Source organism: Janibacter zhaoxuefangae, assembly GCF_050271985.1.
GTDB lineage: Bacteria > Actinomycetota > Actinomycetes > Actinomycetales > Dermatophilaceae.
Genome location: NZ_CP189849.1, coordinates 729,682 through 742,770, shown reverse-complemented (window position 1 = coordinate 742,770; position 13,089 = coordinate 729,682). Strand labels below are relative to the sequence as shown.

Sequence of the window (13,089 nt, the reverse complement as noted above, 5' to 3'; positions counted from 1 at the left end):
ATGAAGTGTCGCAACGGTTCCCGCGGTAGGTCGCGTGGCCGTGACGGTCCCCACAGGTGACGGCCGCCACGATCGCCTCGTCTATGGTGATCCGGTGCGACTGGTGATCGCGACGTGCAGCGTCGACTACGAAGGGCGGCTCAACGCCCACCTCCCGCTGGCGCGCAGGTTGCTGCTCGTGAAGGCGGACGGGTCGGTCCTCGTGCACAGCGACGGCGGCTCCTACAAACCCCTCAACTGGATGTCCCCGCCCTGCGCCATGGCCGAGGTCGAGCCCGAGGAGCACGAGGCGGCCGAGGGCACCACGCTGATCTGGAACGTCCAGCACGCCAAGTCGGAGGACCGGCTGCGGGTGCGGATCCATGAGGTCCACCACGACAGCGCGCACGAGCTCGGTGTCGACCCCGGCCTGGTCAAGGACGGCGTGGAGGCCCACCTGCAGCGACTGCTCGCCGAGCACATCCACACCCTCGGCGAGGGCTGGTCGCTCGTGCGCCGCGAGTACATGACGGCGATCGGCCCCGTGGACATCCTCTGCAAGGACGAGACGGGCGCGAGCGTCGCGGTCGAGATCAAGCGCCGCGGTGAGATCGACGGCGTCGAGCAGCTCACCCGCTACCTCGAGCTGATGAACCGCGACAGCCACCTCGCTCCGGTGACGGGTGTCTTCGCCGCCCAGGTGATCAAGCCACAGGCCCGCACGCTCGCCGAGGACCGCGGGATCCGCTGCGTCGTCCTCGACTACGACGGCCTGCGCGGCATCGACGACACGGAGTCGCGCCTCTTCTGAGCGCGCTCAGACGGCGTCGTCGTCCGCGACGCCCGGCCAGTGCACGACGCGCCACCCGTCGTCGCCGACGAGGAGTTCCGCGGCCGCGCAGTTGGCGAGGAACCGCTTGTCCGCGAGGTCGTCGCGCACGTTGCCGGAGACGCGCGGGAGCACGAAGGACATGACGCCGCCGTGGCTGATCACGAGGGTCGTCTCGCCGCGGTGTTGGTCCGCGATCGCCTGCAGCGCCCCCGTGTAGCGCTCGATGATGTCCGCGCCCGACTCCCCGCCGGGGATCCGCCGCGCGAGGTCGCCCGCCGACCAGGCGTCCTGGATGGGCTGGAGCGGACGGTCCTCCCACGCCCGACCCGCGAGGGTGCCGACGGAGTACTCCTCGAGGCCGCGCAGCGCGACCACGGGGACGTCGAGCAGGGAGGCCGCGAGCTCCGCGGACTCCCGTGCCCGGTCGAGTTCACTCGTGAAGACGCGTGCGATGCGCCGGTCACGCACGCGCTCCACGAGCGCGGTCACCTGTTCGCGCCCCGTCGGCGTCAGCCACCCACCGTGGTCGGACAGGATGCCGCCCTCGTGCGGGTAGTCGGCGTCGCCATGCCTGGCCACGAGGAGCGTCGCGTCGCAGAAGAGGGCCATGGCGGCAGACTAACCAGCGCTCGTCCGGCGGCCGCGGCTCAGTCGGTCAGCTGACGGGACTCGCGGATGATGTCGACGAAGCGCCCCATGATCTCGTTGAGACCGAAGTCCTTGGGCGTGAAGACGGCCGCCACACCCTGCTCCCGCAGGCGGGCCGCGTCGGACTCGGGGATGATCCCGCCGACGATGACGGGGATGTCACCGGCGCCGGCCGCCTTGAGCCCGGCGAGCACGTCGGGCACGAGTTCCATGTGGCTGCCCGAGAGGATCGAGATCCCGACCAGGTGGACGTCCTCGGCCACGGCCGCGGACACGATCTGATCGGGCGTCAGGCGGATGCCCTGGTAGACCACCTCGAAGCCGGCGTCCCGCGCGCGCACCGCGATCTGCTCGGCGCCGTTGCTGTGGCCGTCGAGGCCGGGCTTGCCGACGAGGATGCGCAGCGTCTCGCCGAGCTCCTCGCCGGTCTGCGCGACGCGGCGACGGACGGCCACGAGCTCGTCGCTGCCGCCGTCGGCCACGCCGACCGACCCGGACACGCCGGTCGGGGCACGGAACTCGCCGAAGACGTCGCGCAGGGCCTGGGTCCACTCACCCGTGGTGACGTCGGCACGCACGCACGCGAGGGTCGCCTCCATGAGGTTCTCGTCGGTCGCGGCGACCTCCGCCAGGCGCGCGAGCGCGGCGGCGGCGGCATCGCGACGCGCGGGGTCGGCGTCCCGAGTCTCCCGCCACGCGGCGACCGCCGCGGCCGCCTTGGCCTCGACGTCGGCGTCGACGGTCTGGATCGCGGCGTCGAGGTCGGCGGTCAGGGGGTTGGGCTCCGTCGTCTCGAAGCGGTTGACGCCGACGACCACGTCCTCCCCCGCCTCGATGCGCTGACGGCGCTGGGCGTGCGAGGCGACGAGGGCCGACTTCATGTAGCCTGACTCGACGGCGGCGACGGCGCCGCCGAGCTCCTGGACGCGCGCGATCTCCTCCTTCGCTCCCTCGACCAGCTCGGCCACCTTCGCCTCGACGACGGTGGAGCCGGCGAAGAGGTCGTCGTATTCGAGCAGGTCGGACTCGAAGGCGAGCACCTGCTGCAGGCGCAGCGACCACTGCTGGTCCCACGGTCGCGGCAGGCCGAGCGCCTCGTTCCAGGCGGGGAGCTGCACGGCGCGCGCGCGGGCGTCCTTGCTCAGGGTCACGGCGAGCATCTCGAGGACGATCCGCTGGACGTTGTTCTCCGGCTGCGCCTCGGTCAGGCCGAGGCTGTTGACCTGGACGCCGTAGCGGAAGCGTCGCTGCTTGGCGTCGGTGACGCCGTAGCGATCGCGGGTCACCTCGTCCCACAACTGCACGAAGGCGCGCATCTTGCACATCTCCTCGACGAAGCGCACGCCCGCGTTGACGAAGAAGGAGATCCGACCGACGACCTCGCCGAACTCCTCTTGGGGCACCTGCCCGGAGTCACGCACGGCGTCGAGCACGGCGATGGCCGTGGACATCGCGTAGGCGATCTCCTGCACCGGGGTCGCCCCGGCCTCCTGCAGGTGATAACTGCAGATGTTGATGGGGTTCCACTTCGGGATGGTGGAGACGGTGTAGGCCACCATGTCCGTGATCAGCCGCATGGACGGCGCCGGCGGGAAGACGTACGTCCCGCGCGAGAGGTATTCCTTGATGATGTCGTTCTGCGTCGTGCCAGCGAGGCGGCGCACCACCTCCGCGGGGTCCTCCCCCGCGGCCACGGCCTGGTCCTCGGCCGCGACCTGGTACATCGCCAGCATCCACATCGCGACCGCGTTGATCGTCATCGACGTGTTCATCTCGCCGAGCGGGATCTGGTCGAAGAGGGCTCGCATGTCCCCGATGTGACTGATCGGAACGCCAACCTTGCCGACCTCACCACGGGCCAGCACGTGGTCGGGGTCGTAGCCGGTCTGCGTCGGGAGGTCGAAGGCGACCGAGAGGCCCGTCTGACCCTTGGCAAGGTTGCGCCGGTAGAGGGCGTTGCTGGCATCGGCGCTCGAGTGGCCGGCGTAGGTGCGCATCACCCACGGGCGGTCGCGCTCGGGCCGCGCGGGCGCGGCGGCTGGGGTCACGGGAGTGTCAGCGGGCATGGTGGGAAACTACCTGTGTGCCGCGGGTCCCGACACCTCTGCGGCCTGTGGGTGTGACCACATGGGGCTGCGTCGGGTCCCGTGTGACCAGACGCAGCCCGGCTGGGACCATGATCCGAGCGGGCTGACACCCCGACCGCAGGCGCGTCGTAGGGTGGGCGCGCCCGACTCGTCCGACCGAGGAGCCTTCAGTGACCGACGACCTCCTCGCCCTGCGCGCCGCCGCCGACGGGGTCCCGGACGCGGAGTTGACACTCGCCCTCCGCCGGGCCGGCGTCGAGGTCGACGACTCCCTCCTGGCCCGCCAGCTCTACTCCAGCGACGCGTCGCTCTACCGGATCCCGCCGCGCGTCGTGGTCCTGCCTCGGCACCGTGACGAGATCGCCGCCACCCTCGCCGTGGCCCGCGACCTGGGCGTGCCGATCACCGCCCGCGGGGCCGGGACGTCGATCGCCGGCAACGCCGTCGGCCCCGGCATCGTCATCGACCACAGCCGCCACCTCGGGCGCGTCCTCGAGATCGACCCGCTCACCCGCAGCGCGCGGGTCGAGCCGGGTACGGTGCACGCCGCCCTCCAGCGTGCGGCCACGCCGCACGGGCTGCGATTCGGCCCTGACCCGAGCACGCACACCCGCTGCACGATCGGCGGAATGATCGGCAACAACGCGTGTGGCTCCCGGGCCCTCGGCTACGGGCGCACCGCGGACAACGTCCTCGCCCTCGACGTCCTCACCGGCACGGGTGAGCGACTCGTGCTGACCGGCGCCGACCAGGACCTCGGGTCCTCCCCCCAACTCGCGGCTCTGCGGGACCTCCGGGATGCCCACCTGGCGACGATCCGGCAGGGCTTCGGACTGTTCCCGCGCCAGGTCTCCGGCTACTCCCTCGAGCACCTGCTCCCCGAGCGCGGCTTCGACGTGGCCCGGATGCTCGTCGGCTCCGAGGGCACGCTCGCGCTGGTCCAGGAGGCGACGGTCCGGCTCGTCGAGGACGCCCCGGTGCGGATCCTCGTCGTGCTCGGCTACGCCGACATGGCCGCCGCCGCCGACGCGACTCCCGGCGCACTCCCCTTCGGTCCCGTGGCCGCCGAGGGGATGGACCGGCGCATCGTCGATCGACTTCGCGCAAGCGGCCCGGCCGACATCCCGGAACTGCCGAGCGGCAACGGCTGGTTGCTCGTCGAACTCGTCGGCGACGACGTCCTCGAGGTCACCGAGCGCGCTCGTCGCCTCGTCGCCGCGGCTGGCGCGCTCGACGCGCAGATCGTCACGGACGCGCGCACGGCCGCGGCCCTGTGGAAGATCCGCGAGGACGGCGCCGGCCTGAGCGGCCGCACCCCCGACGGTCGGCCCTGCTTCAGCGGGTGGGAGGACGCCGCGGTCCCCACCGAGCGCCTGGGCGACTACCTGCGGGAGTTCGATCGCCTGCTCGAGGCACACGGCGTCACCGGCGTGCCCTACGGCCACTTCGGCGACGGCTGCGTCCACATCCGCATCGACTTCCCCCTCGGCGAGGGCGACGACCGGGGGCGCGCCCTCTTCCGCACCTTCCTCGAGGACGCCGCGGCGCTCGTGGCGCGCTATGGCGGGTCGCTCTCGGGCGAGCACGGGGACGGTCGCGCCCGCTCCGCGCTCCTGCCGCACATGTACTCGCCGGATGCCCTCGCGCTCCAGGCCGAGGTCAAGCGCATCCTCGACCCCGAGGGTCTGCTCAACCCGGGAAACATCGTCGACCCGGACGCGCCCGAAGACCACCTGCGCACGTCCACGATCGCCGCGCAGCCCGCGACCACCTTCCGGTTCGAGAGCATCGGGGGCTTCGCCGGCGAGGTGCACCGGTGCACCGGTGTCGGCAAGTGCCGCGCGGCCGGCACGCCGACGACCGTCATGTGCCCCAGCTATCAGGCGACGAAGGACGAGAAGGACTCCACCCGCGGCCGCGCCCGCGTCCTCCAGGAGATGCTCCAGTCCCCCGTCCCCCGGTGGGACGCGCCGGAGGTGCACGACGCCCTCGACCTGTGCCTCTCCTGCAAGGGGTGCTCCCGGGACTGCCCGACCGGCATCGACATGGCGACGTACAAGGCGGAGGTCCTCGACCAGACCTACCGTGGTCGCCGTCGGCCGCTCTCGCACTACACGCTCGGCCGGCTGCCGGTGTGGGCCGACCTCGCCTCGCGCGTGCCCCGCCTCGCCAACGCCGTCCTCGGCAGCGGCGTCTCCCGCCGGTTCGCGACGGTCGCGGGGGTGTCCTCGGAGCGCCGGGTCCCCGCCTTCGCGCGGCACACCTTCCACCGCTTGGCCCGGACCCGACCGACGCCGACGACCCCCGCCACCGTCGCGCTCTGGGTGGACTCCTTCACGAACCACTTCTCCCCCGAGGTGGCCGTGGCCGCCGTCCGCGTCCTCGAGGCGGCCGGACACACCGTCGAGATCGTCGCCGACGAGGGCTGCTGCGGGCTGACCTGGATCAGCACGGGCCAGCTCGACGCGGCGCGCCGGATGCTCGGCGAGACCGTGACGCTCCTGGGAGACGCCGCGGCCGGCGATCTGCCGATCGTGGGGCTCGAGCCCTCCTGCACGGCCGTCCTGCGCCACGACGCCGTCGAACTGCTCGGCACGGAGGCCGCCCGCGTCGTGTCGTCCGCCACGCGGACCCTCGCGGAGGTGCTCGCCGCCACGCCCGGGTGGGAACCGCCGGACCTGACGGGTCTCGACGTCGTCGCGCAGCCGCACTGCCACCACCACGCCGTGATGGGGTGGGAGACCGATGCGGACCTGCTCGCACGGGCCGGCGCGAAGGTCGACCGCGTGGGTGGCTGCTGTGGCCTCGCGGGCAACTGGGGCGTGGACCCCGACCACCACGACCTGTCCGTGGAGATCGCCGAGCAGCAGCTGCTCCCCGCCGTGCGTGCCCTGCCCGCCGACGGCATCGTCCTCGCGGACGGCTTCTCGTGCCGGACCCAGCTCGAGCAGACCTCGCAGCGCCAGGGCATCCACCTCGCCGAGTTGCTCGCCCAGCACCTCTGAGTTGTCGCACCGCTGAGTTGTCGCACCGCTGAGTTGTCGCACCGCTGAGTTGTCGCACTGCTGAGTCGTTGCACCGCTGAGCCGTCCGGACAGTGGTGCGCCGCCCGACCCCCTCGGGGGTCGGGCGACGACGAAGGTGGGTCGCCCGAAGGGTCAGGCGATGAGTGCAGCCTCCCGCGTCGACCGGGCCAGGCCCAGGACGCGGTCGAGTCGCCCGCGGACGAGGACCCGGCGACCGCGCTCGTCGACCCCGACGAGGCTCATCGCCCGGCCGCGCCGACGCGCGCGACGGCTCGCCTCCAGCAGGAGACCGACGGCCGGCGCATCCCCGATCTCCGCATCGGCCATGTCCACGACGAGGGGCCCCTGCCCGGCGTCGATGGCTGCGTGCAGACCCTGACGGGCGTCCGCAATCGTGCGCACGTCCAACCTGCCGTGCACGGTGATGCGCTGTTGACCCTCGTCGTCCCGGACCTGCACCGGGATCGGCGTGATGGTGATGTCGGTCATCGGTGTCCCCCTCCCAGACCTCTGACTGGAATCCGGTGTTCCAGTCCTATCGATAGAGACGCCCGGGTTGGGCAAAGAGTTGTCCCGGAAATGATCACGGATTGGTCACGGGAGGTCAGTCGTGGCCCGGCGGACAGTCCGACGGCGCGTCTGGAAGGCTGGGGGGATGGTCAACCTGACGAAGATCTACACCCGCGTCGGAGACGACGGGACGACCGCCCTCGGCGACTTCAGCCGGACGAGCAAGACGGACCCGCGCCTGCAGGCCTATGCCGACGCCAACGAGGCCAACGCCGCCATCGGCGTGGCGGTGACGTCCGGCGGGCTGCGCGACGATGTCATCGAGACGCTGACCAGGATCCAGAACGACCTCTTCGATGTCGGCGCCGATCTGTGCACCCCGCTGCAGACCGTGTACGAGTACCCGCCGCTGCGGGTGCAGGCCGAGTGGATCGACGAGCTCGAGGCCGACTGCGACCGCTACCTGGCTGAGGTCGAGCCGCTCCGCTCCTTTATCCTCCCGAGCGGGACGCCGGGCTCCGCGCAGCTGCACCTCGCGACGACGGTCGTGCGTCGTGCGGAGCGCTCCGCTTGGACCGCCCTCGAGGCGTATGGCGACGCGCCGGGCACGGCGAAGGGGCAGGGCGGGATCAACGTGCTCACGGCCAAGTACCTCAACCGCCTGAGTGACCTGCTCTTCATCCTCGCCCGGATCGCCAACCTCGAGATCGGCGGCGACGTGCTGTGGCAGCCGGGCGGTGGCCGACGTCAGGCTCCGGTCCGACGCCGACGCGGTCCGGCCCCGGCGGCACAGGTCGCCGACGACCCGCGCACCGACGACGACTGACGCCCCCACGCGGGACGGCGACACGCGACCGGACAGCAGGAAGGGGTCCGCACCAGCTGGTGCGGACCCCTTCCTCGTCAGGCGACGTAGCTGGTGTGTCCCGGTGGGGCGCTCTCGGCCCACGACCGGACGGCCGTGTAGTTCCCCGGGGCGATGGCCAGTTGGACGGTGCCCTGGCCGTCCTGCGCCGTCACGGACACGGCGTCCGGCAGCCCGGGGACGAGCTCCGTCACCTCCGTGGGCAGACCGAGGTCGAGCTCCGGACGCTGCCAGGTCCGCTCGGCCCGGAGCGACACCCCCGCGAGCGGGAACCACTCGAGGGTGCCGCGCCCGAAACGCACGAACCCGAGCCGCCAACGACGGGACTCGGGTGTGCGCATGGCGCAGGGCATGAGCGCCTTGTGGCCAGCCAGTGCTCGGCGTCGCACGAGGGTGGCGACGATGACGAGCAGGACGAGCAGGCACAGCGCAGCGATCACGACCTCGGTGGCGACGAGGGGTGACACGGCGCGCCTGGCTCAGGCCGTGAGCGAGGAGGCGTCGACGGACTCGGCGACGATCGTGACGTGGTCGTGGTCCACCGAGAGGAAGCCGCTGTCGATGACGGCGACCTTGCGTCCACCCTCGGTGTGGATGCCGATCTCGCCCTCGACGAGGACACCCAGCAGGGGCGTGTGACCGGGCATGATGCCGAGCTCACCCTCGATGGAACGAGCGGTGATCATCGACGCGTCACCCTCCCAGACCTTGCGGTCGGCGGCAACGACTTCAACCTGCAGCGAGCTCACGGGGCGTCCTTCACTTCTCGGTTCTTTGGATCCAGTCTAGCCACGACGCTGACGTGCTCAGGACGCAGCGGTCTCGGGGTCGGGCACGGCGCCGGTGACCCGGTTGATCGCGCGCATCCCGTGATAGCAGAGCAGCGCCGCGGCCGTGCCGAGCGCGATCCCGGCGAAGGTCAGATCGCCGATGACCCAGGTGTAGTCGGCGATGCCGATGATGAGGGCCACCGCACCGGTCATGAGGTTGATCGGGTTGCCGAAGTCAACCTTGTTCTCGACCCAGATGCGCACGCCGAGCAGGCCGATCATGCCGTAGAGGACGGTGCCGGCCCCGCCGAGCACACCGGCCGGGACCGTCGCGATGAGGGCGCCGAACTTCGGGAGGAAGCTGAGGCCGAGGGCGACGAGGGCCGCGACCCAGTAGGCCGCCGTGGAGTAGACCCGCGTGGCCGCCATGACGCCGATGTTCTCGGCGTAGGTCGTCGTACCCGACCCTCCGCCGAACCCGGCCAGCGTCGTCGCGAGTCCGTCGGCCATGAGGGCGCGACCGGTGACGGGGTCGAGGTCCTCCCCCGTCATGGCCGCGACGGAGCGCACGTGTCCGACGTTCTCGGCCACGAGCACGAGGACGACCGGGACGAAGAGGCCGACGACGCCGAGGTGGAAGGTCGGGGTGGTCAGGTCGGGCATGCCCAACCACCCGGCGTCACCCACCTTCGTGAAGTCGACCTCGTCGCGCAGGACCGCGACGAGGTAGCCGGCGAGGACGCCCAGAAGGATGGCCAGACGGCTGAGCAGGCGCCGGGTGGCCACGGTGACCAGCAGGACGACGAGCACGGTCACGGTGGCCGTCACGGGCGAGGTGACGACATTGTTCTTCGCGGCGGGCGCGAGGTTCAGCCCGATGAGGGCGACGATGGCGCCCGTGACCATGGGCGGCATGAAGGCGCGCAGCCACGCGTGACCGAAGGCCTGGACGAGGGCGCCGACGGCGGCGAGGACGACACCGGCCATGACGACGCCACCGAGGGCGGCGGACATGTCATGGCTCTGCGTGGCTGCCGTGATCGGGGCGATGAAGGCGAAGGAGGACCCGAGGTAGCTCGGGACCCGGCCGGCCGTGAGGACGAGGAAGATCATCGTGCCCAGGCCGGAGAAGAGGAGGGTCGTCGACGGCGGGAAGCCGACGAGCAGCGGGACGAGGAAGGTCGCGCCGAACATCGCGACGACGTGCTGGAAACCGAGCCCGATGGTGCGGGGCCAGGTGAGTCGCTCGGAGGGTCGGACGACCTCCCCGGCACGCACCTCACGACCGTCGCCGTGCAGGGTCCATCCGATCCCGAGAGGGTTGTTGGGCAAGGGTTCTCCTTCGTCGCCGGCCCCTCGCACCGTGCGAGGACCGAGCGGCATCCTGCCGCATGTCCGTCTCGGACCGTGCACCGGGTCGGGTCAGCGCAGCACGGCCCCAACGGCGTCATCCCCGACGCCGAGCGCCAGGGCGACCGCGCGGATCGCTCCCCAGGCCAGCCAGAGCACGATCGGCGCGAGGGTCCACGGCGAGCGGAAGGGGGCCACGGCCGGCGCGGGCGTGCGCCCGCGGACCAGACGCAGGAGGACGTAGCCGACGAAGGCGGCCACCGCCGCCATGAGAGCGGGCCCGAAGAGGTTCAGCGAGAGCGCCGTGGACAGGTCCCCGTGCGCGAGGTGAACCCACGACCGGGTCAGGCCACAACCGGGGCAGGGCAGCCCCGTGAGGCGCCTGACGGGGCACAGGACGGGGCCGTCGTCGACGCCCGCGGGTGTGAGCACGAAGGCGGCCGCCAACCCGGCGGCACCGGCCGCCGCGACGGCGAGGGCCGTGCCCCCGAGGACCCGCTCGGTCGACTCCATGACGAGATCCTAGGCCGGACATGCCACCGGGCCGGATCCCGTGAAGGGGTCCGGCCCGGTGTCGGTTCCGATCGCGGTGTCCCGCGGTCAGGTCCTGTGTCAGAGGCTCTTCTGGATCTCCGCCCACTGGCGCTCGACGTCGTCGAGGCCACCGCACATGAAGAAGGCCTGCTCACCGATGTGGTCGAGCTCGCCGTCGGCGATCTTGGTGAACGCCTCGATGGTGTCGACCAGCGGCACCGTCGAACCCTCGATGCCGGTGAACTGCTTGGCGACGTAGGTGTTCTGCGACAGGAAGCGCTGGATGCGACGCGCGCGGTTGACGAGGATCTTGTCCTCCTCGGACAGCTCGTCGATACCGAGGATCGCGATGATGTCCTGCAGCTCCTTGTTGCGCTGGAGGATCTGCTTGACGCGCACCGCGGTGTTGTAGTGGTCGTCCGCAATGTAACGACGGTCGAGGATGCGCGACGTCGACGTCAGCGGGTCGACGGCCGGGTAGATACCCAGCGAGGCGATCTCACGGGACAGCTCGGTCGTCGCGTCGAGGTGCGCGAACGTCGTCGCCGGCGCGGGGTCGGTGTAGTCGTCAGCGGGCACGTAGATGGCCTGCATCGACGTGATCGAGTGACCGCGCGTCGAGGTGATGCGCTCCTGGAGCACACCCATCTCGTCGGCGAGCGTCGGCTGGTAACCCACGGCGGACGGCATGCGACCGAGGAGGGTGGAGACCTCGGAACCGGCCTGCGTGAAGCGGAAGATGTTGTCGATGAAGAGCAGCACGTCCTGCTTCTGCACGTCGCGGAAGTACTCCGCCATCGTCAGGGCGGACAGGGCCACGCGCAGACGCGTGCCCGGCGGCTCGTCCATCTGGCCGAAGACGAGTGCCGTCTGACCGAGGACGCCCGCCTCCTCCATCTCAGCCATGAGGTCGTTGCCCTCACGGGTGCGCTCACCGACACCGGCGAAGGTGGAGACACCACCATGGTCGCGGGCGACGCGGGCGATCATCTCCTGGATGAGGACGGTCTTGCCGACACCGGCACCACCGAAGAGGCCGATCTTGCCACCCTGGACGTACGGGGTGAGCAGGTCGATGACCTTGATGCCCGTCTCGAACATCTGGGTCTTGGACTCGAGCTGGTCGAAGGCGGGAGCCTTGCGGTGGATGCCCCAGCGCTCGGTCACCTCGAGCGTCTCGCCCTCGGCGAGGTTGAGGCAGTCACCCGTCGTGTTGAAGACGCGACCGAGGGTCACGTCGCCCACGGGCACCGAGATCGGGCCGCCGGTGTCCTGCACCTGCGCACCGCGGACGAGTCCGTCGGTGGGCTGGAGCGAGATGGCGCGCACGAGGTTGTCGCCGATGTGCTGGGCGACCTCGAGGTTGATGTTCTTCTTCTCGCCCGCCAGTTCGACCTCAGTGGTGAGGAGGTTGTACTGGTGGGGCATGGCGTCGGTGGGGAACTCCACGTCGACGACGGGGCCGATGACTCGGGAGACACGGCCCACGCCACCCACCTGGGGCACCTGGGTCTCTTCGGAAACAGTGGCAGTCATTGGGTTCTCTCTATCTCACTTCGCATCGGCGAGGGCGCCGGCGCCGCCCACGATTTCGCTGATCTCTTGGGTGATCTCGGCCTGACGAGCCTGGTTCGCCAGACGCGTGTACTTCTTGATGAGGTCGTCCGCGTTGTCGGTGGCCGACTTCATGGCCCGCTGACGCGCCGCGAGCTCCGAGGCAGCCGCCTGGAGGAGGCAGTTGAAGATGCGGGCGTTGACGTACTTCGGCAGCAGGGCGTCCAGGACGTCCTCCGGGCCGGGCTCGAACTCGTAGAGCGGGAAGAGCTCCGACTCGTCGGGCTGCTCCACACCCTCGACGACCTCCAGGGGCAGCAGGCGGATGACCTCCGGCTCCTGGCGGACCATCGAGACGAAGCGCGTGAAGACGATGTGGACCTCGTCCACGCCGCCCTCCTCGAGCTCCTTCTGGAAGTCGGCGACGAGGCGCTCACCCATCTCGCGGGCGTCCTCGAAACGCGGCTTCTCGGAGAAGCCGCTCCACTCCGCAGCCCATTCGCGCTGGCGGAAGCGGTAGAAGCCGATGGCCTTGCGGCCGACGAGGTAGGGGACGACCTCCTTGCCCTCGTTGCGCAGCTCAGCGGCGAGCCGCTCGCTCTCCTTGAGCACCGACGAGCTGTAGGCGCCGGCGAGGCCGCGGTCGGAGCTGATGATCAGCACCGCGGCGCGCTTGACGTCGTCCTTCTCGCTCGTCAACGGGTGGTCGACGTCCGAGAACGTCGCCACGGCCGAGACCGCGCGGGTCAGCGCGCGGGCGTAGGGGCTCGACGAGCGGACCGCTTCCTGTGCCTTGACGACACGGGCCGCAGCCATGAGCTCCATGGCGCGGGTGATCTTCTTCGTCGAGCTGACGGCGCGGATGCGCTGCCGGTACTCCCGGATCTGCGCTCCCATACGTTTCCGCCTCTCCTGGGTTCGTCTCTGGGTGTGG

The 13,089-nt window shown here is 70.9% G+C and carries 12 protein-coding genes; 3 read left to right on the top strand and 9 right to left on the bottom strand.

What is annotated here, in order from left to right; genetic code table 11:
- Positions 1-94: 94 nt before the first annotated feature.
- On the top strand, positions 95-790 hold the full coding sequence (gene nucS, locus ACQBAS_RS03640; RefSeq protein ID WP_427385026.1) for an endonuclease NucS: 696 nt from the start codon (positions 95-97) through the stop codon (positions 788-790).
- Positions 791-796: 6 nt separating this feature from the next.
- On the opposite strand, the gene ACQBAS_RS03635 is transcribed toward nucS, so the two are convergent.
- Positions 797-1,420, bottom strand: a complete 624-nt coding sequence (locus tag ACQBAS_RS03635) for a histidine phosphatase family protein (RefSeq protein WP_427385025.1) — start codon at positions 1,418-1,420, stop codon at positions 797-799.
- 38 nt (positions 1,421-1,458) lie between these two features.
- On the bottom strand, positions 1,459-3,456 hold the full coding sequence (locus ACQBAS_RS03630; RefSeq protein WP_427385574.1) for a protein meaA: 1,998 nt from the start codon (positions 3,454-3,456) through the stop codon (positions 1,459-1,461).
- A gap of 260 nt (positions 3,457-3,716) precedes the next feature.
- Between ACQBAS_RS03630 and ACQBAS_RS03625 the strand changes: the two genes are divergently transcribed.
- Positions 3,717-6,551: an FAD-binding and (Fe-S)-binding domain-containing protein gene (locus ACQBAS_RS03625; protein WP_427385024.1), complete on the top strand. Its 2,835-nt coding sequence runs from the start codon at positions 3,717-3,719 to the stop codon at positions 6,549-6,551.
- A gap of 153 nt (positions 6,552-6,704) precedes the next feature.
- Here ACQBAS_RS03625 and ACQBAS_RS03620 read toward each other — a convergent pair whose 3' ends face one another.
- The gene (locus tag ACQBAS_RS03620) at positions 6,705-7,061 is read right to left on the bottom strand and encodes an STAS domain-containing protein (RefSeq protein ID WP_427385023.1); all 357 of its coding nucleotides are present in this window, start codon (positions 7,059-7,061) and stop codon (positions 6,705-6,707) included.
- A gap of 166 nt (positions 7,062-7,227) precedes the next feature.
- On the opposite strand from ACQBAS_RS03620, the gene ACQBAS_RS03615 reads away from it, so the two are divergent.
- Positions 7,228-7,908 (top strand): cob(I)yrinic acid a,c-diamide adenosyltransferase, encoded by a 681-nt coding sequence (locus tag ACQBAS_RS03615; protein ID WP_427385022.1) that lies wholly within the window; start codon positions 7,228-7,230, stop codon positions 7,906-7,908.
- A 77-nt stretch (positions 7,909-7,985) separates the two neighbouring features.
- On the opposite strand, the gene ACQBAS_RS03610 is transcribed toward ACQBAS_RS03615, so the two are convergent.
- From ACQBAS_RS03610 to ACQBAS_RS03585, 6 genes are all read right to left on the bottom strand, one after another.
- Positions 7,986-8,414 (bottom strand): DUF2550 family protein, encoded by a 429-nt coding sequence (locus ACQBAS_RS03610; RefSeq protein WP_427385021.1) that lies wholly within the window; start codon positions 8,412-8,414, stop codon positions 7,986-7,988.
- Positions 8,415-8,426: 12 nt separating this feature from the next.
- Complete coding sequence (locus ACQBAS_RS03605) at positions 8,427-8,696, bottom strand: F0F1 ATP synthase subunit epsilon (protein ID WP_427385020.1); 270 nt, start codon at positions 8,694-8,696, stop codon at positions 8,427-8,429.
- Positions 8,697-8,753: 57 nt separating this feature from the next.
- The gene (locus ACQBAS_RS03600; protein ID WP_427385573.1) at positions 8,754-10,028 is read right to left on the bottom strand and encodes a uracil-xanthine permease family protein; all 1,275 of its coding nucleotides are present in this window, start codon (positions 10,026-10,028) and stop codon (positions 8,754-8,756) included.
- 111 nt (positions 10,029-10,139) lie between these two features.
- Positions 10,140-10,580 (bottom strand): DUF2752 domain-containing protein, encoded by a 441-nt coding sequence (locus tag ACQBAS_RS03595; protein ID WP_427385019.1) that lies wholly within the window; start codon positions 10,578-10,580, stop codon positions 10,140-10,142.
- A gap of 99 nt (positions 10,581-10,679) precedes the next feature.
- Positions 10,680-12,137, bottom strand: a complete 1,458-nt coding sequence (gene atpD / locus ACQBAS_RS03590; RefSeq protein ID WP_427385018.1) for a F0F1 ATP synthase subunit beta — start codon at positions 12,135-12,137, stop codon at positions 10,680-10,682.
- A gap of 15 nt (positions 12,138-12,152) precedes the next feature.
- The gene (locus ACQBAS_RS03585) at positions 12,153-13,052 is read right to left on the bottom strand and encodes a F0F1 ATP synthase subunit gamma (RefSeq protein ID WP_427385017.1); all 900 of its coding nucleotides are present in this window, start codon (positions 13,050-13,052) and stop codon (positions 12,153-12,155) included.
- Positions 13,053-13,089 lie beyond the last annotated feature (37 nt).

Bases quoted from the DNA above. Each gene is read 5' to 3' on its own strand.
- ACQBAS_RS03635 (WP_427385025.1), bottom strand. From the start codon at position 1,420: ATGGCCCTCTTCTGCGACGCGACGCTCCTCGTGGCCAGGCATGGCGAC.
- ACQBAS_RS03630 (WP_427385574.1), bottom strand. From the start codon at position 3,456: ATGCGCACCTACGCCGGCCACTCGAGCGCCGATGCCAGCAACGCCCTC.
- ACQBAS_RS03620 (WP_427385023.1), bottom strand. From the start codon at position 7,061: ATGACCGACATCACCATCACGCCGATCCCGGTGCAGGTCCGGGACGAC.
- ACQBAS_RS03615 (WP_427385022.1), top strand. From the start codon at position 7,228: ATGGTCAACCTGACGAAGATCTACACCCGCGTCGGAGACGACGGGACG.
- ACQBAS_RS03595 (WP_427385019.1), bottom strand. From the start codon at position 10,580: ATGGAGTCGACCGAGCGGGTCCTCGGGGGCACGGCCCTCGCCGTCGCG.
- atpD (WP_427385018.1), bottom strand. From the start codon at position 12,137: ATGACTGCCACTGTTTCCGAAGAGACCCAGGTGCCCCAGGTGGGTGGC.
- ACQBAS_RS03585 (WP_427385017.1), bottom strand. From the start codon at position 13,052: ATGGGAGCGCAGATCCGGGAGTACCGGCAGCGCATCCGCGCCGTCAGC.